This is a genomic window from Allobosea sp. 10L422, from assembly GCF_056395345.1.
Genome location: NZ_JBFTJI010000001.1, coordinates 586,385 through 611,187, shown reverse-complemented (window position 1 = coordinate 611,187; position 24,803 = coordinate 586,385). Strand labels below are relative to the sequence as shown.

General features: G+C 66.9%; 22 protein-coding genes. 5 read left to right on the top strand and 17 right to left on the bottom strand.

What is annotated here, in order from left to right; genetic code table 11:
- The first annotated feature begins 75 nt into the window (after positions 1–75).
- A complete protein-coding gene (locus tag AC1DEZ_RS02850) occupies positions 76–852 on the top strand; it encodes an invasion associated locus B family protein (protein ID WP_476778559.1) in 777 nt (258 codons plus the stop codon).
- Between the two features lie 105 nt (positions 853–957).
- Here AC1DEZ_RS02850 and hspQ read toward each other — a convergent pair whose 3' ends face one another.
- Both hspQ and AC1DEZ_RS02840 read right to left on the bottom strand, forming a co-directional pair.
- On the bottom strand, positions 958–1,287 hold the full coding sequence (gene hspQ, locus AC1DEZ_RS02845) for a heat shock protein HspQ (protein ID WP_441512597.1): 330 nt from the start codon (positions 1,285–1,287) through the stop codon (positions 958–960).
- A 113-nt stretch (positions 1,288–1,400) separates the two neighbouring features.
- Positions 1,401–2,450 (bottom strand): HpcH/HpaI aldolase/citrate lyase family protein, encoded by a 1,050-nt coding sequence (locus AC1DEZ_RS02840; RefSeq protein WP_476778558.1) that lies wholly within the window; start codon positions 2,448–2,450, stop codon positions 1,401–1,403.
- 258 nt (positions 2,451–2,708) lie between these two features.
- On the opposite strand from AC1DEZ_RS02840, the gene AC1DEZ_RS02835 reads away from it, so the two are divergent.
- The gene (locus tag AC1DEZ_RS02835; protein ID WP_476778557.1) at positions 2,709–3,680 is read left to right on the top strand and encodes an AEC family transporter; all 972 of its coding nucleotides are present in this window, start codon (positions 2,709–2,711) and stop codon (positions 3,678–3,680) included.
- Positions 3,681–3,689: 9 nt separating this feature from the next.
- Positions 3,690–4,811 carry a CaiB/BaiF CoA transferase family protein gene (locus AC1DEZ_RS02830; RefSeq protein ID WP_476778556.1) on the top strand — a complete coding sequence of 374 codons (1,122 nt, stop codon included), beginning with the start codon at positions 3,690–3,692 and terminating at the stop codon, positions 4,809–4,811.
- Positions 4,812–5,070: 259 nt separating this feature from the next.
- Here AC1DEZ_RS02830 and AC1DEZ_RS02825 read toward each other — a convergent pair whose 3' ends face one another.
- Positions 5,071–6,243: a UbiH/UbiF family hydroxylase gene (locus AC1DEZ_RS02825; protein WP_476778555.1), complete on the bottom strand. Its 1,173-nt coding sequence runs from the start codon at positions 6,241–6,243 to the stop codon at positions 5,071–5,073.
- Positions 6,244–6,378: 135 nt separating this feature from the next.
- On the opposite strand from AC1DEZ_RS02825, the gene AC1DEZ_RS02820 reads away from it, so the two are divergent.
- Entirely contained in the window at positions 6,379–7,353 is a 975-nt protein-coding gene (locus tag AC1DEZ_RS02820) for a quinone oxidoreductase family protein (protein WP_476778554.1), read from the top strand.
- A gap of 234 nt (positions 7,354–7,587) precedes the next feature.
- Positions 7,588–7,917 (top strand): hypothetical protein, encoded by a 330-nt coding sequence (locus AC1DEZ_RS02815; protein WP_476778553.1) that lies wholly within the window; start codon positions 7,588–7,590, stop codon positions 7,915–7,917.
- Between the two features lie 12 nt (positions 7,918–7,929).
- Here AC1DEZ_RS02815 and rimO read toward each other — a convergent pair whose 3' ends face one another.
- The 14 genes from rimO to AC1DEZ_RS02745 all read right to left on the bottom strand — a co-directional run bounded on the left by rimO (position 7,930) and on the right by AC1DEZ_RS02745 (position 24,429).
- Entirely contained in the window at positions 7,930–9,249 is a 1,320-nt protein-coding gene (gene rimO, locus AC1DEZ_RS02810; RefSeq protein ID WP_476778552.1) for a 30S ribosomal protein S12 methylthiotransferase RimO, read from the bottom strand.
- Between the two features lie 100 nt (positions 9,250–9,349).
- Positions 9,350–10,216: a sulfurtransferase gene (locus AC1DEZ_RS02805; RefSeq protein ID WP_476778551.1), complete on the bottom strand. Its 867-nt coding sequence runs from the start codon at positions 10,214–10,216 to the stop codon at positions 9,350–9,352.
- Positions 10,213–10,650: an OsmC family protein gene (locus tag AC1DEZ_RS02800; RefSeq protein ID WP_441512588.1), complete on the bottom strand. Its 438-nt coding sequence runs from the start codon at positions 10,648–10,650 to the stop codon at positions 10,213–10,215. The genes AC1DEZ_RS02805 and AC1DEZ_RS02800 overlap by 4 nt, the downstream gene beginning before the upstream one ends.
- Positions 10,651–10,776: 126 nt before the next feature.
- Positions 10,777–11,823 (bottom strand): sulfate/molybdate ABC transporter ATP-binding protein, encoded by a 1,047-nt coding sequence (locus tag AC1DEZ_RS02795; protein ID WP_476778550.1) that lies wholly within the window; start codon positions 11,821–11,823, stop codon positions 10,777–10,779.
- A gap of 24 nt (positions 11,824–11,847) precedes the next feature.
- On the bottom strand, positions 11,848–12,738 hold the full coding sequence (cysW, locus tag AC1DEZ_RS02790; RefSeq protein ID WP_441512586.1) for a sulfate ABC transporter permease subunit CysW: 891 nt from the start codon (positions 12,736–12,738) through the stop codon (positions 11,848–11,850).
- Complete coding sequence (cysT, locus tag AC1DEZ_RS02785) at positions 12,731–13,627, bottom strand: sulfate ABC transporter permease subunit CysT (protein ID WP_476778549.1); 897 nt, start codon at positions 13,625–13,627, stop codon at positions 12,731–12,733. The genes cysW and cysT overlap by 8 nt, the downstream gene beginning before the upstream one ends.
- Positions 13,628–13,631: 4 nt before the next feature.
- Positions 13,632–14,672: a sulfate ABC transporter substrate-binding protein gene (locus AC1DEZ_RS02780; RefSeq protein WP_476778548.1), complete on the bottom strand. Its 1,041-nt coding sequence runs from the start codon at positions 14,670–14,672 to the stop codon at positions 13,632–13,634.
- Between the two features lie 194 nt (positions 14,673–14,866).
- Positions 14,867–16,324: a siroheme synthase CysG gene (gene cysG, locus AC1DEZ_RS02775; protein WP_476778547.1), complete on the bottom strand. Its 1,458-nt coding sequence runs from the start codon at positions 16,322–16,324 to the stop codon at positions 14,867–14,869.
- A complete protein-coding gene (locus AC1DEZ_RS02770) occupies positions 16,321–16,572 on the bottom strand; it encodes a hypothetical protein (RefSeq protein WP_441512582.1) in 252 nt (83 codons plus the stop codon). Before AC1DEZ_RS02770 ends, cysG begins: the two co-directional genes overlap by 4 nt.
- Before the next feature lie 2 nt (positions 16,573–16,574).
- Positions 16,575–17,099 (bottom strand): DUF934 domain-containing protein, encoded by a 525-nt coding sequence (locus tag AC1DEZ_RS02765; protein WP_476778546.1) that lies wholly within the window; start codon positions 17,097–17,099, stop codon positions 16,575–16,577.
- Positions 17,086–18,756, bottom strand: a complete 1,671-nt coding sequence (locus tag AC1DEZ_RS02760) for a nitrite/sulfite reductase (protein WP_476778545.1) — start codon at positions 18,754–18,756, stop codon at positions 17,086–17,088. The genes AC1DEZ_RS02765 and AC1DEZ_RS02760 overlap by 14 nt, the downstream gene beginning before the upstream one ends.
- 3 nt (positions 18,757–18,759) lie before the next feature.
- Positions 18,760–19,116, bottom strand: a complete 357-nt coding sequence (locus tag AC1DEZ_RS02755; protein ID WP_476778544.1) for a DUF2849 domain-containing protein — start codon at positions 19,114–19,116, stop codon at positions 18,760–18,762.
- A 277-nt stretch (positions 19,117–19,393) separates the two neighbouring features.
- Complete coding sequence (locus AC1DEZ_RS02750; RefSeq protein WP_476778543.1) at positions 19,394–20,368, bottom strand: Gfo/Idh/MocA family protein; 975 nt, start codon at positions 20,366–20,368, stop codon at positions 19,394–19,396.
- A 335-nt stretch (positions 20,369–20,703) separates the two neighbouring features.
- On the bottom strand, positions 20,704–24,429 hold the full coding sequence (locus AC1DEZ_RS02745; RefSeq protein ID WP_476778542.1) for a beta strand repeat-containing protein: 3,726 nt from the start codon (positions 24,427–24,429) through the stop codon (positions 20,704–20,706).
- Positions 24,430–24,803: the final 374 nt, after the last annotated feature.

Below are 24,803 nucleotides of genomic sequence, written 5' to 3'. Positions count from 1 at the left end.
GATTGGGCCGTCGGTGGTGACGCGCGGCTTGCGAAGTCGTGATCCCCGAATTCGCCTGATAAGGAAAGACAGAGAATGTCCGCTTCGTTTCGCCTGTCATCGTCTGCTCTAGGGCTGGTTCTCAGCGCGGCGGTCGGCTTCGCGCCCGTCGCGGCTTTCGCGCAGGCCCAGCGCCCCGCCGCTCCGGCCCAGCGTCCCGCGGCCCCGGCCCAGCAGCCGGCCCCGGCGCAGCAGCCCGGCGCCGCTCCGACCGGCCCGACCGTTGTCCAGGTCAAGCCCGAGCCGTCCCAGACGAGCTGGACCAAGGTCTGCGGCAAGGACCAGGCCGCCAACAAGGAAATCTGCTACACCACCCGCGACTTCGTCTCGGATCAGGGCCAGCCGGTGCTGGCGGCTGCCGTCTATGACGTGAAGGGTGACCCGAACAAGATCGTCCGCTTCCTGATGCCGCTCGGCCTGATGCTGCAGCCCGGCATCCGCTTCGGCGTCGACAACGCCCAGCCGACCGGCGGCCGCTACGCGATCTGCTTCCCTAACGGCTGCTTCGCCGAGGCGCAGGTCAAGGAGGACTTCATCAACGCGATGAAGAAGGGCACGACGCTCAACATCAGCGTCCAGAACCAGGGCGCCCGCGAGGTGACCTTCGCCATTCCGCTCGCCGATTTCGCCAAGGGCTTCGACGGCGCGCCGATCGACCCGAAGGTGCTCGAGGACCAGCAGAAGCAGCTTCAGGACGAGCTGGCCAAGCGCCAGGAAGAGCTGCGTCAGCGCCTTGGCGCAGGCGGCGCCAATGCGGCTCCGGGTGCCGCGCCGGCTCCGGGCGCTGCTCCGGCGACGCCGCCCAAGCCCTGATCGGCTGAACGCGAACCAAATGAAAAAGGGCCGGCTCGATGGAGCCGGCCCTTTTTCATTGATCATTGTGATGGCCGACGCGTCCCGGCACAGGCAGCCCCGGCCTCAGTGCAGGTCGGTATGATCGATCCGGTAGCGCCCCTTCCGGTCGCGCCGGAAGAATTCCTTGGCGCGGGGATGGCGGATGGGCGCGCCGGAATCGTCGCTGACGAGGTTCTGCTCCGAAACATAGGCGACGTATTCCGTCTCCTCGTTCTCGGCGAAGAGATGATAGAACGGCTGATCCTTCGACGGGCGCATGTTCTCCGGGATCGCCTCCCACCATTCCTCGGTGTTGGAGAAGACCGGGTCGACGTCGAAGATCACGCCGCGGAATGGGTAGATGCGGTGCTTGACCACTTGCCCGATCCGGAATTTGGCCGAACGCGCTTCCATGACTCATCCATACTGAGCCGGCCGATCCGCCGCCAGCTTACGTTCTCGCCGCCCTTGCGAGAGGAATGCGTCGTAAATGCGTCGAAATCAATCGACCTCGCCGTATTGTCCCATCACATTCCGTAGCGCTCTGCGAGATCGGGGTCGCGGGCCGCGACCTGGCGGGCGAGATCGACGATCACCTTGGCCTGCTTCCAGGTGGCATCGTCCTGCATCTTGCCGTCGATCATCACGGCGCCGGAGCCGTCCGGCATCGCATCCAGAATGCGATTGGCGAAGGCCACTTCGGCCGGGTCAGGGCTGAAGACGCGCTTGGCGATGTCGATCTGCGAGGGATGCAGCGTCCAGGCGCCGGCGCAGCCGAGCAGGAAGGCGTTGCGGAATTGCGCTTCGCAGGCAGCGCCATCGGCGAAATCCCCGAAGGGGCCGTAGAACGGCTTGATCCCGGCCGCGGCGCAGGCGTCGACCATCTTGGCGAGCGTGTAGTGCCAGAGATCCTGCTGCGCGACGGCCCGCGGCCCGCCATCGGGGGAGGGGTCCGCGATCACCTTGTATTCCGGGTGCCCGCCGCCGACGCGCGTGGTCTTCATGGCCCGCGAGGCGGCGAGGTCGGCGGGGCCGAGGCTCATGCCGTGCATGCGCGGCGAGGCAGTCGCGATCGCATCGACATTTTTCACGCCCTCAGCCGTTTCCAGGATCGCGTGGATCAGGATCGGCTTGCGCAGGGCATGGCGCGCCTCGAACTGCGCGAGGAGCTGATCGACATAGTGGATGTCCCAGGGGCCTTCGACCTTCGGCACCATCAGCACGTCGAGCTTGCCGCCGATCTCGGCCATGATCGCTGTGATATCGTCGAGGAACCAGGGCGAGTTCAGCGCATTGACCCGGGCCCACAGGCCGGTCTTGCCGAAGTCGACCGCCTTGCCCATGGCGATGAAGCCGTCGCGGGCGGCCTGCTTGGCGTCGACCGGGATCGCGTCCTCCAGATTGCCGAGCACGATGTCGACCTGGCCCGTCAGCTCGCCGATCTTGGCGCGGACCTTTTCCAGATGCGGCGGCACGAAATGGATCATGCGCTCGAGCCTGAGCGGTAGCTCCCGATAGGGTTCCGGCGCGCCGATCGCGAGCGGACGAAAGAACTGGCGCGGCGTTTTTGTCGTCATCGGGCGCTCCATGCTGCGATGCAGCGAATGTGGAGGAGCATGAAGGCCGCGTCCATGGTTCTTTCGATGAAACGCGTCGATTATGGGTATATTTTCTTATGTTGATTTATAGGTATTAATGCCTAGGTTCAAAATCCTCCCATTGCGTCTGGGGAAGATCGCCTCGGTTCGAATGACCTTGCCCGCCCTGCATCATGCTCTAGATGCAGATGTCAACGTCTCGGTTCCGGGGCGGGTGCCCCGGGATCGAATGCGCCGATGGCCGACCTTCTCAATATCTTCAATCTGGTCGCGCCGTTCTTCGGGCTGATCCTGCTCGGTTTTGCCATCGGCCGCTACAAGCAGCTGCCGGAGGCGGGGCTCGCCTGGCTGCAGTTCTTCCTGATCTATGTCGCGCTGCCGCCGCTGTTCTATAGGCTGATCGCGGACAAGCCGCTGAGCGAGCTGGCCAACTGGAAATTCATCGCCGGCACGACCACGGCGACCTTCTGCGCATTCTGCCTGTCCTTCGCGCTTGGGCTGAAGCACAATAAGGGCGACATGCCGCAGGCGGTGATGCAGGGCGTTGCCGGGGCCTATTCCAATATCGGCTATATGGGCCCGCCGCTGATCCTGGCGGCGCTCGGCCCCAGCGCCAGCGCCCCGGTCGTCCTGATCTTCGTGTTCGACAACATCCTGCTGTTCTCGCTGGTGCCTTTCCTGATGGCGCTGGCGGGCGTGGAGAAGAAGAGCGTGCTGGCCACCACGCGCGAGGTGATCTGGCGGGTGCTGACGCATCCATTCAACATCGCGACTTTGGCCGGCGTGGCGGCGAGCTTTTTCAAGCTGGAACTGCCCGTCGCGGTCGACCGGATGGTGCTGTGGCTCTCCCAGGCTGCGGCGCCCTGCGCGCTCTTCCTGCTCGGCGTCACGGTGGCGCTCAGGCCGATGAAGACGATGCCCGCCGAGGTTCCGGGACTGGTCGTGATCAAGCTCCTGTTGCACCCGCTCCTGGTCTGGGTGCTGCTGTCGGCGCTCGGCGGCATCCCGACGCATTGGATCTACGCCGCGATCATCATGGCGGCGCTGCCGCCGGCTCTGAACATCTTTGTGATCTCGACCCAGTATCGTGTCGGCGTCGAGCGCGCCTCGGCCTGCATCCTCGTCGGCACCATCGTTTCGATGATCACGCTGCCGGGCTTCCTGTGGCTGGTGAAGACGGGCAGGATAACGGCCGACCTGTTCCACTGAGGGTGCCGGATGCTGCCGCTGGACGATCTGCTGGTCCTCGATTTCTCAACGCTGCTGCCCGGCCCGCTGGCGAGCCTCTTCCTGTCCGAGGCCGGGGCGCGCGTGATCAAGATCGAGCGGCCGGGCGGTGAGGATATGCGCGGCTTCCCGCCACGCTTCGGCGAGACGGCGGCGCCCTTCGCGGTACTCAACCGCGGCAAGGAAAGCGTCGAGATCGACATGAAGGCGCCCGAGGCGCTGGCGCGGCTGACGCCGCTGATCGCGAAGGCCGACATTCTGATCGAGCAGTTCCGACCGGGCGTGATGGAACGGCTCGGCTTCGGCTATGAAGCGCTGAAAGCCCATAATCCGCGGCTTATCTACTGCTCGATCAGCGGTTATGGGCAGCACGGCCCGCGCGCACAGGAAGCCGGGCACGACATCAACTACCAGGCGCTCGGCGGCCTGCTCGGCCAGTCGCTGAAGCGCGGCGAGGCGCCGCCCCTGCCGCCGCCGCTCGTCGCCGATATCGCAGGCGGCACCATGCCGGCCGTGCTCAACATCCTGCTGGCGCTCAGGCAGCGTGAGCGCAGCGGCGAGGGCTGCCATCTCGACATCGCCATGGCCGATGCCATGCCGACCTTCGCCTGGTACGGGCTGGCCCAGGGGCAGGTGACCGGCTCGTTTCCGGATGGGGGCGAGGGTCTCCTGACCGGGGCGAGCCCGCGCTACGGGCTCTACGCAACCGCCGATGGCTGGTTCCTCGCGGTCGGGGCGCTTGAGCCCAAATTCTGGCAGAGTTTCTGCGAGGGCATCGGTCTCGATGAGCGGCTGCGCGACGACCGCCGCGATCCGGAGGCGACCCGCGCGGAGATTGCAGAGATCATCGCGCGGGAAAGCGCCGACTACTGGCGTGCTGTGGTCGAGCCGTTGGATTGCTGCTGCACCGTGGTGCGCACGCTGGAGGAGGCCGTGTCCGATCCGCAGATGACGGTCCGCGGCCTGCTCGATGCGCAGGTCGAGGAGCCGGGCGGCCGACGCCTGGTCTCGACGCCGTTGCCGCTCGCACCGGTGTTTCGGGAGCAGGCGGCGGCGTTGCGCAGGGTCGCCGCAAGCGGTGCCGATACGCGAAGGGTTCTCGACGAGGAATAACGCAACCGCGCCGTCATTCTCGGGCGAAGCGCAGCCCCGAGACAGAGCCTGAGCCACAATTGCAGCCCCTCATCCTGAGGAGCCGCGAAGCGGCGTCTCGAAGGATGTTCCAGATGTCTCTGGAGCCTCCTGGACTATCCTTCGAGACGCCGCTTCGCGGCTCCTCAGGATGAGGCCTGGTGGCTTAGTCGGTCGGCCTCTCGCGACGGGACGGCGCTGCTTTACGAGGTGCTCGGGTCATGCCCGAGCATGACGGTCATTAAAGGGCTGCGCCGCCCGCTAACCCCTGCCGCATCACGAAGCGCCGCAGAGGCCCGATCCGCGACAGTGCCAGCAGCCCCGCGCCGCGCATCAGGTCGGCCGGCAGCAAGTCGGTCAGCAGCGTGCGGTTGAGCACGTCGACCGCGCCGGTCCGCAGCCGGACATCGGTCTGCCGGGCGGCGTCATAGGCCGCGATCACCGCATCGCTGCCGGGATCCGAGGCGCCTTCGAGCGCATCGCGCAGCGCCGCGACGTCGCGCAGCCCGAGATTGAGCCCCTGCGCGCCGATCGGCGGGAAGACATGCGCGGCTTCGCCGATCAGCGCCATGCGGCCGGAGCCGAAGCGATCGACCGAAAGCCCGCCCATCGGCACCTTGCCGCGCGGGCCTTTCACCGTCATGGCGCCGAGCAGCGACTGCACCTGCTTTTCGACCCGCATGGCGAAGGCCGCATCGTCGAGCGCGGCGATGCTGTCGGCCTCCTCGGGATCGACGAGCCAGACCAGCGAGGAGCGGCGCCCGGGCAGGGGCACGAGCGTGCAGGGCCCCTGGCGCGTGTGGAATTCGGTCGAGACCTCGCGATGGTCGCGGCGGTGCTCGAAGATCGCCGTCAGCGCCACCTGCGGATAGCGCCAGTCCCGGCTTTCGATGCCCGCTGCGACGCGCACCTGCGAGTTGCGCCCGTCAGCGCCGATCACGAGCCGGGCCTGCAGGGCAAAATCATCACCCGAGAGGCGGATTCCGCCGGCCTCCGGTTCGATGGCGCGGACGAAGCCGGGGATCATCCGCAGGCCGGGGAGGTCGTTGGCCTTCTCGGCCAGGATCGTGGTCAGGTCGGCATTCTCGATGTTCCAGCCGAAGGCTTCGAGCCCGATCTCTGAGGCGCGGAACTCGACCGGCGGCTGGCGGAACAGGCTGCCGCTGTCGTCGACGAGGCGCATCACCGTGAGCGGAGCGGCCTTGGCGACCAGGGCATCCCGCACGCCGAGTTCGGCCAGCAGGCGCCAGGAGCCGTCGAGCAGGGCGACGGTGCGTCCGTCGCGCGGCGTCGCGACCGGGCCGAGCAGGGCTACGCTGCGTCCCTCCTGGCTCAGCGCCAAAGCGGCTGCGAGGCCGACGGCGCCTGCGCCCACGATGGCGATATCGACCGGGTCGGCAGTGTGCGTGCTCATGGCTCTTCGCTATCCGATGAGCGGCGGTTTGGCCACGGTCCGCAAAGTCGCAAGGTGCGTTCTGCGTTCGGCAAGGATGCTGCTTTCCCGCGTGATGAACTATGGTCGGCCATCCATCCGAGGGAGATGAGTTTCATGGTCAAAGCCATCCGCGCACACAAGACCGGCGGTCCGGAAGTTCTTCAGTTCGAAGAGATCACCTTACCGCAGCCGGGCCCCGGCGAAATCCTGATCCGGAACCGGGCGATCGGCCTCAACTTCATCGACACCTATTTCCGCTCGGGCCTCTATCCCGCGCCGCAACTGCCCTTCGTGCTCGGCAATGAGAGCGCGGGCGAGGTGCTCGCCGTCGGCCCGAACGTCACCGAGTTCAAGGTTGGGGATCGTGTCGCGGTCGTCTCGGCGCTCGGCGCCTATGCCGAGGAGCGCATCGTGCCGGCGGCTTCCGTCGTCGCGCTGCCGGAGGGCATCTCCTATGAGGCGGCCGCCAGCATGATGCTGAAGGGCCTGACCGCCGAGTATCTGCTGCACCGGACCTATAAGGTGAAGCCGGGCGATACGATCCTGGTCCATGCCGCGGCGGGCGCGACCGGCCTCATCCTCTGCCAATGGGGCAAGGCGCTCGGCGCGACCGTGATCGGCACCGTCGGCTCGAAGGAAAAGGCCGAGCTCGCCAAGGCCCACGGCGCCGACCACGTTATCAACTATCGTGAGGAGGATTTCGCGGCGCGGGTGAAGGAGATCACCGGCGGCAAGCTTTGCGACGTGGTCTATGACGGCGTCGGCAAGGACACCTTCATGAAGTCGCTGGACACGCTGAAGCCCTTCGGCCTGCTGGCGAGCTTCGGCAACGCATCGGGCGCGGTGGAGGCCTTCAATCTCGGCATCCTCGCCGCCAAGGGCTCGCTTTACGTCACCCGCCCGACGCTGAACACGCACACCGCGAAACGCGAAACCATGATCGCGATGGCGAAGAATCTGTTCGAGGCGGTGACGAGCGGCAAGGTCAAGGTGCCGGTCAACGCGACCTTCCCGCTGAAGGATGCGGCCGACGCTCACCGCCTGCTGGAATCGCGCGGCACCACGGGCTCGACGGTGCTGATCCCCTGATCCAGAAGGAATCGGCGTCGTCTCGCGTCATTCCCGGGCTCGACCCGGGAATCTTGTGACCAGAGAGAACTGGCTTCCCAGATGCCCGGGTCAAGCCCGGGCATGACCGCAAACCAAAACAACGTGCGCCCAGGGCCTCCGGGCGCATTTTTTGACCGAGCGTGAACCCACGCCTGAAGTGCCGCGACGAATGGGGGCCAGCGCATGCTGGCGACCATTCAGGACCCGGCGTTCATGTCGTCCAAGTTTCGGACCACCGTTTTCCTCTTCGGCATTCTGGCCCTTTCGGGCGTCGCGCTGGCGCAGCAGGCCCGAGGAACCGGCGGGCAATCCGCAAAGCACACCGACGCGATGCTGCAGGGCGCGGACCAGGGACGCGTCCGCATTCCCGGCGCAGCCCGCCAGCGCTATGCCGAGACAACCGGCTGCGCGAGCGGCATCTGCTCCGAGCCGCCGAAGTCCGGGCAGGTTGATGCGGCCCCGGTCGGAGACGCCTGCAGCAGCCTCGGCACGGCGCGCGACCGCACCGGCCGCACCATCCGCCGCCTCTGCGCCTTCAACTGAGAGCGGTATGTCTTAGACCGCGATGCCGTGCAGGTCGTAGGCGTCGGCGCGCTCGATCTTCACCGTGACGATGTCGCCGGGCCTGAGCGGCCGGCGGCTGGCGACATAGACATTGCCGTCGATCTCCGGCGCGTCCCATTTCGAGCGACCCTTGGCGACAGTCGGTCCGGCCTCGTCGATGATGACCTGGATGCGCTTGCCGACTCTGGCCTTGACGATGCGGGCGGAAATCTCCGCCTGCGCCTTCATGAAGCGGTGCCAGCGGGCTTCCTTCACCTCCTCCGGCACCAGGGCAAGGCCGAGATCGTTGGCGGGCGCGCCCTTCACAGGCTCGTATTTGAAGCAGCCGACGCGCTCCAGCTTCGCTTCCTTGAGCCAGTCGACGAGGATGTCCATGTCTTCCTCGGTCTCGCCGGGGAAGCCGACGATGAAGGTCGAGCGAATGGCGAGGTCCGGGCAGATGTCGCGCCATTTCCGGATGCGGTCGAGCGTGCGGTCCTGATGGGCCGGTCGCTTCATCGCCTTCAGGACGTTCGGCGAGGCGTGCTGGAAGGGGATGTCGAGATAGGGCAGGACGAGCCCTTCCTGCATCAGCGGGATGACCTCGTCGACATGCGGATAGGGATAGACGTAGTGCAGGCGCACCCACATCCCCATTTGCCCGAGCTCGCGGGCTAGCTCGAAGAAGCGCGTGCGGATCTCGCGATCCTTGAACATTGAGGGCGCGTACTTGATGTCGAGCCCGTAGGCGCTAGTGTCCTGCGAGATCACCAGCAGTTCCTTGACGCCGGCCTTGGCCAGCTTCTCGGCCTCGCGCAGCACGTCGCCGATCGGCCGCGAGACGAGATCGCCGCGCAGCTTCGGGATGATGCAGAAGGTACAGCGATTGTTGCAACCCTCTGAGATCTTGAGATAGGCGTAGTGTCGCGGGGTCAGCTTGATGCCCTGGTCGGGCACGAGATCGACGAAGGGGTCGTGCTTCGGCGGCACCGCCTGATGGACGGCCGAGACGACGCTCTCATAGGCCTGCGGGCCGGTGATCGCGAGCACGTTCGGGAAGACGTCGCGGATCTGCTCGGGCTCGGCGCCCATACAGCCGGTGACGATGACCTTGCCGTTCTCGGCCATGGCCGAACCGATCGCCTCGAGCGATTCCGCCTTGGCGGAATCGAGGAAGCCGCAGGTGTTGACGATGACGAGGTCGGCCCCGGCATGGCTCTTGGAGAGCTCGTAGCCCTCCGAGCGCAGCGAGGTGATGATCCGCTCGGAATCGACGAGCGCCTTGGGGCAGCCCAGCGAAACGAAGGAGATTTTCGGCGCGACGGCGTTCATCGGCTGATGGCTCGGTCCAATATGTCAGGAAGCGCCGCGCCTCAGGCGCGATCGGCGCTTCCTTTGAACCTTTTCAGCCTGATTTGCAATCGAAAGCGGTTCAGGCCGCCTTGCCGGTCGCGACCGGGCGCTCCGGGTCCTGCGTCCAGTCGGTCATCGAGCCGTCGTAGAGCGCCACCTCGTCGCGGCCGAGAACCTCCGACAGCACGAACCAGTTCGCGGCGGCGGAATGGCCGGTGTTGCAGTAGGAGACGACGGGCCCCTGCGGCACGGCGGAGAACAGCTTCTCCAACTCGGCCGGCGCCTTGAGCTTGCCGCTGCCGGGCTCGAAGGCGCCGGCATAGTCGCGTTGGATCGCGCCGGGGATATGGCCGGCGCGAGTCGCTTCGGCCGACTTCTCGCGCCCTTCGAAGAAGCTCGGCCCGCGTGCATCGACGAGACTCGCCTGCTTGCTGCGCGAGGCGACGAGGGTGGCGTCGGTCGTGCTGCGCAGGCGCTGCTGCGCCACGACTGGATAAGCGCCTGCACTCTTCGGCGTGGAAGGGCCGCGCTCGACCGGACGCTCTGGATCGGCGGTCCAGCCCTTGAAGCCGCCGTCGAGGATCGCCTGCTGGCCGTGGCCGATGAACTTCAGCGTCCAGTAGACCCGGGCCGCCGCGGCGAAGTCGGTCGCGGCTGTGCCGGCCGGGACGATGACGACGTCGTCGTGCGGCTCGATACCGAGCCGCCCCGCGAGCGTCGCGAGATTGTCGAGCGAGGGCAGCATGCCCGGCGCATTGCCGATCTTCGCCCGCCAGCCATCGGCCGCGTAGTCGGAATGGACCGCTCCCGGGATATGGCCGGCCTCGAAGGCGTCCCTGCCGCCATCGGCGGCGGTGCGGATGTCGATGACGACGAGCTTCTCGTCGCCGAGCCGCGCGGCCAGCGCTTCCGGCGAGATCAGCCCAGCGAATTCAGCCCGGCTCATTCAGCGGCCTCCTTGTGCAGCTCGTCGATCACCTCGAGGCTGTAGGTCATCTCGGCCGTCGCCCCGAGCATGATCGAAGCCGAACAGTATTTTTCCTTCGACAATGTGACGGCGCGCTCCGCCTTGGCGTGCGACAGGCCCTTGCCGGTGATGCGGTAGGCGAGGTGGATCTTGGTGAAGACCTTCGGATCGGTGGTCGCACGCTCCGCCTCTACCTCGACCTCGCAGCCGGTGACGGCCTCGCGGCCCTTCTTGAGGATGCTGACGACGTCGAAGCCGGTGCAACCGGCAAGCCCGATCAGCAGCATCTCCATCGGCCGGATGCCGATATTGCGGCCGCCATATTCAGGCGCGCCATCCATCATCACAGCGTGGCCGCTGCCGGCCTCGCCCATGAAGGCCATGCCTTCCACCCATTTCGCGCGTGCTTTCATCGCGATCTCCTGTCCGGATCGAGGACCGTCGGCGAAGCGCCGGCGGGATTCGTCGGGGAGGCTATGGCATCGGGTCGAAAAGTGGAAACCGGTTTTCGGCACCGTCCGATGTCGACAAATGCTTGGTCAGGCGGCGGCGAACAGGTTGCCGTGCGTGATGCGCAGGCGGACCCGCTCGCCGATCGCCGGCGCGACCTGGCTGGCGAGGTCGACATCGAGGCGCTTCTTCAGCCCCTCGATCGCCACCTCAGCCCGGCGCAGCGGCCCGTTGCGGCGCAGATGCTCGACCACGCCGGGCAGCGCCAGCGGCGTCTCGTCGACGATACGCAGATGCTGCGGCCGGACATAGAGCGAGGCGGGGCCACCCTGGTTCTGCGTCAGCCCACCCAGCACCGGCCGGTCGCCGAAGAAGGCCTGGCTGCCGACGACCTTGACCGGCAGCTTGTTCACCTCGCCGAGGAATTCGCAGATGAAGGGCGTCGCCGGGTGGTCGTAGACGTCGTCGGCCGAGCCGACCTGCTCGATGCGCCCGTCATTGAGGATGGCGACCCGGTCGGCGAGCTCCAGCGCTTCTTCCTGGTCATGCGTGACGAAGACGGTGGTGTGGCCGGTGCGGCCATGCAGCTCCCGCAGCCAGGCGCGCAGGTCCTTGCGGACCTTGGCGTCGAGAGCGCCGAAGGGCTCGTCGAGCAGCAGCACCCGCGGCTCGATGGCGAGCGCACGCGCCAGCGCCACGCGCTGGCGCTGGCCGCCGGAAAGCTGGCTCGGATAGCGCTTCTCCAGGCCCGGCAACTGAACGAGCTCCAGCAAGACACTGACACGCCTGCGAATTTCTTCGTTGCTAGGGCGCTCGTGGCGCGGCCGCGACCTCAACCCGAAGGCGATGTTCTCGGCGACGTTCATCGTCTTGAACAGCGCATATTGCTGGAAGACGAAGCCGATGCGGCGGTCGCGCAGGGAGAGGTCGCGCGTATCCGTCTCGCCGAAGAGGACGCGGCCGCGATCGGCCTGCTCCAGCCCGGCGATCAGGCGCAGCAGCGTGGTCTTGCCCGATCCGGACGGGCCGAGCAGCGCGACGAGCTCTCCCGGCTGGATATCGAGAGAGACGCCGCGCAGCGCCGGGAAGTTCTCGAAGCGCTTCTCGATGGTCTCGATGGTGACGGCGACCGACATGGCCCAGCTCCTTCGTTCGCGGGGTCAGTGGCGGCGGCTGGCGGCGATCGCATCGCCGTAGCGCCATTCCAGCAGGGTCTTGAGCACGAGGGTGACGAGGGCCAGCCCCGCCAGCAGCGAGGCCACCGCAAAGGCGGCGGCTCCCATGTACTCATTGTAGAGGATTTCGATGTGCAGCGGCATCGTATTGGTCATGCCCCGGATCTTGCCCGAGACGACGGCGACCGCGCCGAATTCGCCCATCGCACGGGCGTTGCAGAGCAGGACGCCGTAGAACAGGCTCCACTTCACGTTCGGCAGCGTCACCGCGAAGAACACCCGCCAGGGCGAGGCGCCGAGCGTCAGCGCCGCCTCCTCATCGGCCGAACCGAGCGACTGCATATGCGGGATCAGCTCGCGCGCCACGAAGGGGAAGGTGACGAATACCGTCGCCAGGATCAGGCCGGGCAGCGCGAAGACGATCTTGATGTCGTGGGCCTGCAGCCACGGCCCGAAATAGCCCTGCGCGCCGAACAGCAGCACGAAGACGAGGCCGGAGATCACAGGCGAGACCGAGAAGGGCAGGTCGATCAGGCTGATCAGCAGATTCTTGCCGCGGAACTCGAATTTGGCGATGGCCCAGGCCGCCGCGATGCCGACCACGACGTTGAACGGCACGGCGATCGCCGCAACAAGCAGGGTCAGCCGGATCGCCGAAAGCGCATCGGGCTCGGTGATCGCGGCGCGATAGGCTTCCCAGCCCTTGGCGCCGGCCTCGATGAAGACGGTGACGAGCGGCAGGAGCAGGAAGAGCAGCAGGAAGGCGAGCGAGATCGCGATCAGTGCGATCTGCACGCCGAGGCTCTCGCCGCGCGCGCGGCCGGGGCTGCGCGGTGCCTGCGCCGCGACGGCCGGGGTCAGGGTGGCGTCAGACATCGCCGAACCTCCTGCGGGCGCGGGCCTGGATCAGGTTGCCTATGAGGATCAAGGCGAAGGAGATCAGCAGCATCGTCATCGCCACCACTGCCGCTCCGGCGTAGTCGAACTGCTCGAGGCGGATCACGATCAGGAGCGGCGCGATTTCCGAGACCATCGGCACGTTGCCGGCGATGAAGATCACCGAGCCGTATTCGCCGACGGCCCGGGCGAAGGAGAGCACGAAGCCGGTCAGCAGCGCCGGTGCCACCTGCGGCAGGATCACCCGGAAGATCGTCCGGAAGCGGCTGGCGCCGAGCAGCGCCGCGGCCTCCTCGACATCGCTCTGCAGCTCTTCCAGCACCGGCTGCACGGTGCGCACCACGAAGGGCAGGCCGATGAAGATCAGCGCCACCATCACGCCGAGCGGCGTATAGGCGACCTTGCCGTCGAAGCCGAAGGAGAGATCGGTGAATGGGATGGCGACGCGGAAGGCCAGCGGCGCCAGCAGCGACCCGACCCAGCCGTTCGGCGCATAGATGGCCGCCAGCGAGATGCCGGCCACCGCGGTCGGCAGGGCGAAGGGCAGGTCGACCGCGGCATCGATCAGGCGCCGGCCCGGAAATTCGTAGCGCACCAGCACCCAGGCGAGGATCAGGCCGAACACGGCGTTGACCAGCGCCGCGAACAGCGCCGCCGTGAAGGAGAGCTTGAGCGCCGCCAGGGTCCGCGGGGAGGTCGCGACCGCCCAGATGTCGGCGGGGCCGGCGCTGGCGGCCTTCAGGAAGAGCGCCGCCAGCGGGATCAGCACGATCAGCGACAACGCCGTGACGGTGACGCCGAGCGCCAGCCCGAAGCCGGGCAGGATGCTGGGCTCGCGCCAGCGGAAGGTCGTCGTCGCCGCGGCCATGGCGTCAGCGTGCCGGCTTGTAGAGCTGGTCGAAGGTGCCGCCATCGCCGAAATGGGTCGGCTGCGCCTTTTTCCATCCGCCGAAGGCGCTATCGATGGTCACTAGCTCGATTTTCGGGAAATTCGCGACGTCCTTGCTGTCGGCGGCCTCCGGATTGCGCGGGCGATAGAAGTTCCTGGCGATGATCGCCTGCGCTTTCGGCGTGTAGAGGAATTCGAGATAGGCCTGCGCCTGCGCGCGGGTCTTCTTGGCGTCGACATTGGCGTCGACGAGCGCGACCGGCGGCTCTGCGAGGATCGAGAGGCTCGGCACCACGATGTCGAACTTGTCGGCACCGAACTCCTTGAGGGCGAGGAAAGCCTCGTTCTCCCAGGACAGGAAGACGTCGCCGATGCCGCGCTGGGTGAAGGTCGTGGTCGCGCCGCGCGCGCCGGTGTCGAGCACCGGGACATTGGCGAGGAGCTTGGCGATATAGTCGCGCACCTTCGCCTCGTCCTTGTTGAAGGCCTTCTCCGCATAGGCCCAGGCGGCGAGATAGTTCCAGCGCGCCCCGCCCGAGGTCTTCGGGTTCGGCGTGATGATCTGCACGCCCGGCTTCACCAGATCGCCCCAGTCCTTGATCGCCTTCGGATTGCCCTTGCGGACGAGGAAGACGATCGTCGAGGTGTAGGGCGAGGAGTTGTGCGGCAGGCGCGTCTGCCAGTCGAGCGGCAGCTTCTTGGAGCGCTCGGCGATGGCGTCGATGTCGCCGGCGAGCGCCAGCGTCACGACATCGGCATCGAGCCCGTCGATGACGGTGCGGGCCTGTGCGCCGGAGCCGCCATGCGACTGGCGGATCGTGCTGATCTTCTTGTCGGGGTTCTTCGCGTTCCACTCGGCGATGAAGGCCGCGTTGATGTCGCGATACAGCTCGCGGGTGGGGTCGTAGGAAACGTTCAGGAGCTCGGTCTGGGCGCGGGCTCCGGCAACGACGCCGAAGCAGAGCGTGAAAGCTCCCAGAACGAGCCCGGCCCGGAAAAGGCGGCGAAACACGGGTCGCGTCATGTCAGGGCTCCGTTGCATTCACGGCGAGGCTCGGTTCAAACCTCGGTCCGTTCTAAAAAACAAACGAAACGTACTGAATTGCCGGTCTCTTCTCAATGGCCTGGCGCAATCGGCGCTTTCCAAACTTGGCCGCCGGAGGAGAAAACGCTTCTCTGGCGGTGGCGTTCCGCCTTGGCGGCGAGGCCGGGCCGTCGTCAGGCACGGCGGCGGTCCTGCGCCGGATTCGCGTCCGCCAGAGCCGGGCCGAAGGCGTGGCCGAGCAAGACGAGGACCGGCCCGCTTGCCGGCAGTTCGCCTAGCCGCTCCGGCAGGGTCGCAATGGTGGCGGCGACGCGGATTTCGTCGGGGCGCGTGGCGGAGAGCACGGCGACGGCCGGCGTTTCCGGATTGAGGCCGGCAGCGATGGCATGCTCGCGGAAACCGGGCAGGGTGGCGCGCGCCATATAGATCACCGTCGAGGCCGCCGGGTCGGCCATCGCGCGCCAGTCGAGATCATCAGGCAGTTCGCCCTTGCGCGAATGGCCGGTGACGAATTGCAGGCGCCGCGCATGGTCGCGATGGGTCAGCGAGACACCGAGCGACGCGGCCGCGCCCTGCGCGGCCGAGATACCGGGCACGATCGCGACGGGAATGCCGGCGGTCTGGCAAGCCTCGATCTCCTCGCCGGCGCGGCCGAAGATGCCGGGATCGCCGCCCTTCAGCCGCACGACATGCTTTCCCTGCGACGCCAGCGAGACGATCAGCGCGTTGATGTCGCCCTGCTTCACCGAGGGGCCATAGCCGGTCTTGCCGACCAGCATGCGCTTGGCCTCGCGCCGCGCTAGCTCGAGCACCCCCGGAGAGACGAGATCGTCATAGAGGATGATGTCGGCGCTCTGCAGGGCGCGGATCGCCTTCAACGTGAGCAGCTCCGGGTCGCCCGGGCCGGCGCCGACCAGCGTCACACGGCCCTTGCCGTCATGCGCGGCCTCGATCTGGACGAGACGCGCGAAGAGCTCCGCCTCGTCCTGCGGGCCTGGAGCGCGCTCGGGCTCGGCCATCGCCCTACCGGCGAAGAGCTCCCAGAAGGCGCGCCGCAGCGCAAAGGGCAGATCGCGGGCCTGGACCGACGGGCGCCAATCGGCCGCGGCCTGCGCCCAATTCTTCAACCCGGCCGGCAGCAGCGCCTCGATCTTTGTGCGGATCGCCTGGCCGAAGACTGGCGCTGCGCCATCCGTGGACACGGCGACGATCAGGGGCGAACGGTTGACCAGCGCGCCGAAGGCGAAATCGCAGTATTCCGGCTTGTCGACGATGTTGACCGGGGTGCCTGCCTGCCGGGCGGCGGCGACGAAGGCATGGACCTCCTCGGCATCGTCGAGGTCGGCCACGGCGATGGCCGCGTCAGTGAGGTCGCCGGCCTGCCAGCCCCGATCGTGGACATGCACGCGGCCGCCGGTCTCGCCTTGCGCCAGCCCGGAGAACAGCGCTGCCTCGCCAGCAGCGAAAACATCCAGCTGCGCCCCGGTGGCCGCCAGCAGCTCTGCCTTCCACAGCGCGGCCTCGGAGCCGCCGGCGAGCACAACCTTGCGCCCGTCCAGCTTGTGGAAGAGCGGCAGCGTCGCCAGCGGCTCGATGCGCGCTGCGGTCGTTTCGGGCTGTCTCTCGGTCATTGCGTGGTCGCTACGGCCTTCTCATCTGCCGCACTGTGCTCGCCGCCCGCCGGTGGAGTCAGCAGCCACAACGCGGCCAGTGCCAGGATGATAAGGCGAAAGCAAAGATCGAACCAGCGCCCGCGTGCCTCGCTCGCGGGCTCGCGAGGCAGCATGGCCTCGAACTCGGCGTTCAGGCTGTCTTCGCCGCCATCTCTGACGGCGCCGGGGCCCTCGACGTGGCTGTGCATGGCTGTCGAGATCGTCATGCTCACTCCGCTGCGGTGGGGGCCGTGCCTCTCGCCGCCCGGCGCCGGTCGAGGATGTTGCGCGCGCTCTCGCCATAGCCGCGCTGATAGGTGGTGCTGAACGATTCCCGCGCATGCAGCCATTGCTGGGCCGGCTGGCGGGCGGCGCTCGCCTCCGGCAGCTCGATCGTGTCGAAGCCGCAGGAGAGGGCGTAGGCGAACTGGTCGGCGATCAGCGGGCCGGTGGCGCGGATCTCACGGTAGAAGCCGGAGCGCCGGATCTGGCGCGCGAGGCTGAAGCCGCGCCCGTCCGAATAGGCGGGGAAGGCAATAGCGACGAGCGCGAGCCGCGGCAGGAACGGCGCGAGTGAGGCGAAAGGCACGGAGTTGGGCAGAATCACGCCGATCTGCTGATCGGGAGCCTGCGCCTCAAGCGCCTCCGCCAGAGCCTCCCACGGCACCAGCGCGGCGGGGATATTGCCGATCGCGGCGCCCTCGCTGCGGGTCCAGCGCTCCTCGGCGTCTCCGTCCTGGTCAAGCAGCGGCACGGGCGGTCTCCTGGAACGCGGCCTTGAATGGTCCGAGGCCGATACGGCGGACATTGTCGATGAAGCTTTCGCCCTCGCTCCGCTCGGCCAGATAGACGGCGACGATCCGCTCGATCGCATCCGGCACCTCCTCGGCGGCAAGGCCGGGGCCGAGGATCTCGCCGATCGCGGCATTCTCGGTGGCGTCGCCGCCGAGCGTGATCTGGTAGGATTCGATGCCGCGTTTCTCGAGGCCGAGAATGCCGATATGGCCGACATGGTGGTGGCCGCAGGCGTTGATGCAGCCGGAGATCTTGATGCCGAGCGGCCCGATCTCACGCTGGCGCGCTTCATCGGCGAAACGCTGCTGGATCGCTTGGGCGATCGGGATCGAGCGTGCCGTCGCCAATGCGCAGTAATCGAGGCCGGGGCAGGAGATGATATCGGTGACGAGGCCGATATTGGCCTCGGCCAGCCCCGCTTCTCCGAGCCGCTGCCAGATTGCGGGAAGGTCACGCTGGCGCACATGCGGCAGCACGAGGTTCTGCGCATGGGTGACGCGCAGCTCGTCGAAGGAATAGCGCTCGGCCAGATCGGCGACGAGGCGCATCTGCTCGCTGCTCGCATCGCCTGGGGCCTGGCCGAGCGGCTTCAGCGAGATCGTCAACGCGGTGTATCCGGGCGCCTTGTGCTCGTGGGTGTTGACCTCGACCCAGCGGGCGAAGGCCGGGTTCGCGGCCTTGGCCGCTTCCAGCGTGTTGCTGACGGCCGGCAGCACCTCATAGCGCGGCGGCGCGAAATAGGCCGCGATGCGCGCGACCTCTTCCGCGTCGGCATTGATCGAGGGGCCGTCGAGCAGAGCAAATTCGGCCTCGACGCGGCGAGTGAATTCCTCGGCGCCGATCTCGTGGACGAGGATCTTGACGCGCGCCTTGTATTTGTTGTCGCGCCGGCCCTCGAGATTATAGACCCGCATGATCGCCTCGAGATAGGCGAGCAGGTCCTTCTTCGGCAGGTAGTCGCGCACCACCTTGCCGATCATCGGCGTGCGGCCGAGCCCGCCGCCGACGCTGATCTCGTAGCAGGTCTCATGCGTGTCGGGGTGGCGGCGCAGGCGCAGCCCGATATCGTGAGCCTTGATCACGGCACGATCGTGCTCGGCGCCCGTCACCGCGATCTTGAACTTGCGCGGCAGGTAGCTGAACTCGGGATGGGCCGAGGACCATTGCCGGATCAGCTCGGCGGTCGGGCGCGGATCCTCGATCTCGTCCTGCGCGACACCCGCGAAGTGATCGGCGGTGACGTTGCGGATGCAGTTGCCGGAGGTCTGGATGCAATGCATCTCGACATCGGCGAGCAGGCCGAGGATGGCGGGGATATCGCGCAGCTTCGGCCAGTTGAACTGCAGGTTCTGGCGCGTGGTGAAATGGCCGTAGCCGCGGTCGTAGCGCTCTCCGATCAGGGCGAGCTGACGCAGTTGCCGCGCGTTCAGCGTGCCATAGGGAACGGCGATCCGCAGCATATAGGCGTGGAGCTGGAGATAGACGCCGTTCTTGAGCCGCAGCGGCTTGAACTCATCCTCGGTGAGGGAGCCGTCGAGCCGGCGCGCCACCTGATCGGTGAACTGCGCCACCCTCTCCCGGACGAAACGCTCGTCGAATTCGTCGTAGCGATACATGGATCAGCCCTTCGGCGCGGAGGCGATGCCTTCACCGGCCTGCTTGCCGAGATCGGGACGGTTGCTGGGGCCGAGCGTCTTGAAGCGCTCGCGGAAATGGCGCGGAACCGGGCCGCCAGCCTCGATGGTCACATCGACGAGATAGGCGTCGACGACCTTGTTGCCACGCAGCTCGGTGGTGGCGAAGGCTTCGAGCCGCTCGGCGGCCGCGTCATCATTGGCGACAAGGGCGGGCGCCGGATCGCGCGTCCAGGCGAGGGTGCCGGCATCATTGGCGGTCGCGAAGACGACATCGCCGTCGAGCAGGTCGTTGGCGAGCAGGATCGCGGGCAGGGGGATGCGTTTCGAGGCAGTGGCCATCACGCGGCCTTCCGCTTGTCGCTGAGGCCCCGCCGATCGATGACGTTCAAAATCGCCACAGCAATACCCATCCCTGTTCGGTCTTTCGAACAGGGATTTTACGCTACGAGCGGGCGATAGCTCAATTCACATCCGATAGGGTGTTTTTCTGTATTCTCAAGGGTAGGGAGTAAAATCATCTCGCAAGGCGTATTTCGGGCCCTCTCGGCGCAAATTTGTGCCAATTGTGGCGGCGCCCGGTTGAGCCCGGGGGCGCCGCCACGGCCCGATGGACGCGTCAGGCGCTCTTCAGGATCGTTTCGACGATTTCCTGCACATCGAACGCTTCGCGCAGCGTAGCAAGGTGGTGCGGCTCGCCGCGCGTCAGCTTCGCCACGCCCTCGAGCTGGCGGCGCAGTGCCAGCGGACGCGCCTCGTTCTGGGAGAGTGCCTCCGGGTCGCGCTCCCAGCTGCCATCGGAACGGCGGCGCTCGGCATGCGACCAGTCGTAGAGCCGCACCGCGCCCTTACCGCCCTCGAACGTCCAGACGTTGTGGTCGTCCTTGGCGGTGGTGCCGACGCTGCCGGTCAGGGTGACGGGCAGGGCGCCCGCCGTCAGCGTCGCCTCGATGCGGCGCTCGCTCTTGCCGGCTTCGGGGAAGCTGGCCTTGGCGGCGAGGCCGGTGAAGGGGCCGGCGATACGGCGGGTCAGGAACAGGAAATGCGAGACGACCTCGCGGGTGAAGCCGCCCTGCGCCGGCCCGTCGAGCCAGCCGGCCGCATCGACCTGCCAGGAGCGCGGCCAGGTCGCGAAGGCGACCTCGATCGAGACGCGCTGGGGCGTGCCGACCGCGCCGGAGGCTATCCAATCTCGCAGCCGTGCCACGGCGGGCGAGGAGGCGAAGGGAAAGTTCACGGCGCCGCGATCCCCGGCTTCGGCGACGAAGGCGCGCGCATCGGCGAGGTCGACCGCCAGCGGTTTCTCGCAGAACACCGCCTTGCCGGCGGCGAGCGCTGCGCGGGCATGGGCGAGATGGGAGGAGGGCGGCGAGGCGATGTAGACGCAGTCGCTTGCGGTGATAAGGGCGGCGGTGTCCGGCTGGCGTGGCACTGCGGGCAGCGCCGTACCAATGCGCTCCATGGCCTCGGCGGAAGGATCCCAGATGCCGGAGACGCTGAGCGCCGTCGCCGGCTGGTCGAGCGCCGCGCGCAGCATGCGCTCGCCCATGATTCCGGCGCCGATCAGGCCGAAGGAGATAGGAGTCTGGGACATGGTGGAATCTCGGGCAGGCAGTGAAGGGCAGAAACGCTGCTCCCTGCATCGCATGCCGGGACGGTCGGGCGGAAGCCGTTTCAGCGCGGTCCCGGTCGGCGTCGAGACGGCTCGTATCCACGCCGTGAGCGAGAGCCTCATGAGGCCAGCGCGAACCGGACCCAAGGGTGGGTTAGTACGGTTGAGGATGAAGGTTTCGCGACCGTCGGTGCGCCGAACTTTGCGCCACCGCGGCGTTCGGCTGCTGCGGGCGCGTTCACTATGGGGGCTCAAGCAACAAGGGCTCCTTCAGGAGCCCTTGCGCAGTGTCTTGTGTTTCTTTGGCAGATGTCCGCTCAGACGAAGCGGAAATCGTCGGCGCGCAACGAACCGAGCTGCACGTCCGCCAGGGTGAGCGAAGTGTCGGCGTCGACCGTGAACACCACGTCCGAGCCCAGCTGTGCGGCGTGGGCCATGGCAGCATCGAAATCGGCGAAGAGCGCGCTGGCAAACTCGACGACGTCCTCATGCCCGCCAGCGAAATCGGTGACGGTGTCACGACCGAAGCCGGGCGTGAACACGAAGACGTCGTTGCCCGACCCGCCGGTCAGGGTGTCGTCGCCGGCGCCGCCTTCGAGACGGTCGTCGCCTGAACCGCCGCTCAGCGCATCGTTGCCGAGGCCGCCAAGCAGGATGTCGTCGCCCGAGCCGCCGGAGAGGTTGTCGTCACCCGTGCCGCCGTCGAGAAGGTCGTCGCCGGATCCGCCCTTCAGCGCATCATTGCCGAGGCCGCCGACCAGGTTATCGTCGCCCGCGCCGCCGTTGAGCGCATCGTTGCCCGCGCCGCCGTCGAAGCTGTCGTCGCCATTGCCGCCGGTGACGACATTGTCGCCGTCACCGAAGGACAGGTTCTCGATGTTGACGAAGGACTGGACGCCGATGCCGGCGCCGGCGATGCGACCGGAGGCCATGTCGACATAGAGCGCGCCACTCGCGGCCGAGAGGTCGAGCGTATCGTAGCCGTCACCGCCGTCGATGGTGTCGTTGCCGGGGCCGGCCTTGATCACGTCATCGCCCGTGCCGGCGTCGATGATGTCGTCACCGGCGCCGCCGTTGATGATGTCGTTGCCCGCGCCGCCATGGATCGTGTCGTTGCCGGCCTCGCCGTAGAGCGCGTCATCGCCCTCGCCGCCATCGATGAAATCATTGCCGCCGCCGGCATAGATGACGTCGTTGCCGATGCCGCCATGGACGCTGTCGTTGCCGTCGCCAAGATAGACCTGGTCGTCGCCTTCCTCGCCGTCGATGTCGAAGTCGCTCCAGGAGGTGGCGGTGACGAGGTCATTGCCTTCGCCGAGCAGGATCTTGCCGATGACCGAGGCGCCGACAAAGAGATTCAGGTGGTCGTCGCCTGCACCCATGTCGATCGCCGAGCCTCCGGTCGCCTGGATCAGGCCGGAATTGCCGAGCTTGTCGTTGCCGCCGCCCATCGAGACGCCGCCGATGATGCGGCCGGTGCTGGTGTTGATGATCTCGTCGACATAGTTGCCGACCAGATTGATCGCCTCGTTGCCGCGCAGATCGAAGCGGGCGGCGTCTGCCGGCGCGACGTTCTCCGGTCCGTGGCCATCGCCCTGGATCAGGCCGCGATTGACGACGAGCGTGGCGCCGAGCGCATTCTGGTTGCTGGAGTTGTCGACCTGGATGGCCCGGCCATAGCCGTAGATCTTGCCGGTGCTGTCGTTGATGATGGTGCCGCCGCCGATGGCGATGCCTTCGGAAACGTTCGGCTCGCCATCATGATATCCGTTGGCGCCGAGGCCCTCGACCGTGCCGGTGTTGTTGAGGAAGAGCAGGCCGTCGACGTCGATCGCGTCGCCGTCGCTGTCGGCGAGGCCGGCCGACCGGCCCTGCATGGTACCGCGGTTGGTGATGCTGACGAGGTCGGCTTGGGAGCCGTTGCTGTCGATGTTAACCGCCGAGCCGTTGCGGCCGATGATGGTGCCGTCATTCACGACGGCGACGCCGCGGTCGCCGGTGATCGCGTGCTTGGCGCCCTCGAGCAGGCCGCCGGCGTAGTTGTTGACCTTGCCGCCCGCATCGCTCTGGAAATCGATCAGGTCGCCGTCCGCAGCGAAGCCCTGGCCGGTGATGATCGTGCCCCAGTTGTTGACGGTGCCGTTCTGGCCGGGGCGGATCACATCGGTGTTGGTGCCGTACTGGCGGATGGTGCCGCCGGCGAGGTTGTTGATCGTGGCGCTGGCGCCGTTGTTGTCGAAGCTGCGGAAGTCGAGCACGCGGCCGTCGGCCTCGACCAGACCGGCATTGTTGATGACGATGCGGGCTGTCGCCGCACCGGCCTGGCTCGGGTTGAGCGCGCCGCGCAGGACGCCCGTCGCCTGGTTGTCGATGGTGAGCGAACCGGTCGCGCCGGCGGTTGTCTGGAGCAGACGGCTGGTCGCTCCGACCTCGATCAGGCCTCCATTGGTGAGCACGGCATTGCCGCCGCCGGCCCAGGTCACCGCATTGCTCGAAACCGTGAGCTTGCCGCCCGCATCGATGCCGACCTTGTCGTCCTTGTCGATAACGAGGCCGGAGGTGACGGTGCCTCCGTTGCGGATGGCGATCTCGTCGTAGCCGGCGCTACCGGCAACCGACCAGCTACCGCTCTCGACCTCCAGACGCTCGACGCCCGTGGGGGCGGCGAGGGAGCCGGTGCCCGTTCCGAGCAGCTTTACGGTGTCGCGGCCCGTGCCGCCGTCGATGCTGGCGGCTGCGCCTGCACCGGCCTTGACCTCGATGACGTCGTCACCGGCGCCGCCGAGCACCGTGTCGCCTGCACCGGCGACGATGCGGTCATTGCCGGCGCCGCCGTCGAGGATATTGGCCAGGTCGTTGCCGATCAGAACGTCGTTGCCGGCGCCCCCGATGACATTCTCGATGCCGGTCAGCGTGTCGCGGCCGATGCCTTCGCCATTGGCCTTGCCCGCGGCGAGATCGACGGTGACGCCGGTGGTCTCGGCCGCATAGTCGGCGGTGTCGATGCCGTCGCCGCCGTCGAGCAGATCATTGCCTTCGCCGCCGATGAGCCTGTCGTTGCCAGCACCGCCGAACAGAAAGTCATCGCCCGCTCCGCCGATCAGGCGATCGTTGCCATCGCCACCCTGGAGAACGTCGTCGCCCGCGCCGCCGTCGAGCTGATCGTCGCCCGCGCCGCCGCGGATGAGATCGTCGCCCGCGCCCGCCAGCACGATGTCGTCGCCCGCCCCGGCATCGACGACAAGATCGTCCTCAAGGTCGCTCGCCGTCAGCTTGTCGTTGCCGGCGCCGAGGCGGATCTCGCCATAGAGCTTCGAGCCTGCAAGGAGCGCGACCTCGTCGTTGCCATCGCCCATATCGACGGCAATGCCGTCCTGGCTGATGATCGTGCCGGAATTGACCAGGGTGTCGTCGCCGCCGAGCATCGAGACGCCGTTGAACAGCTCGTCGCTGTTGGTCAGGCTGTCACTCCCGTCGCTGAACGCGGACACGGCGGCGACGGCCGGCGCCTCGGCATTGCCCGATTCTGCCGCGGCCGGAACGTCCTGCTGCGTGGCAAGGGTCAGGCTCGATGTCGTGAACTTGCGCGCTCCTTGCCCGCCACCCGACGGGGCCGTATCGACCGGACCGGCCAAGGGTGTCGGCGCCGTGCTGCCTGCCGCGACATCGAGGTCGATCGAGGGGCTGATGAAACCGGCCGGCGTGACGGATGATCCCAATAGACTCGGATCCGTCGAGCTGCCCTGGGCGATGCGGGCTCCCTTGATGCTGCCGGTGACATCGACATCCGTTTCCGTCCCGAGCTGAACCGAAACCGCCTCGGAGCCGAGACCGCTGATCGTGACCGTCGCCCCGACCGGAACGTCGCGATCGACCGTCCAGTTCCAGCTCGCGCCCTTTTCGGCGCCCGACATATCGGAAATGTCATAGGGAATGGCGATCACGCTGCCCGCGAGGACGGGTTCGATGACCTTGAAGACAATGCCGTTTCCGGCGTCGGGGCTATAGCCGACGAAGCTGATCGAACCGACGGGGCGCGTCATGGTTTGCAAATCCTTTAGCCAATGCATCGTGAGCCCCGTCCGCCGCCAGCAGGGGACAGCCCGCATCCGGCGAGCTGAGGCGCGTTAATGAATTGGTAAGGATGACGATTGTTTAACAATTCGATCAACAGTGAAATAATTTTTGATATTTTGCCGCCTAAATCGATCTGGTGAAGTAATATTTCAGCCTATTTCGGCGCCGCGCGCGTGACATGAATTGCATCAATCTCGGTATTGTCCGAGTTTTAGACGTATAGTATCGGAATCTTTGTTATGGAGATTGGAATATCGGCCTTCGAAAACGATCGAAGACATCCAGAATCGATTCTCCGTGTGGCGGAGAACAAGGGGCGTCGATAACCGATCGCCGTTCA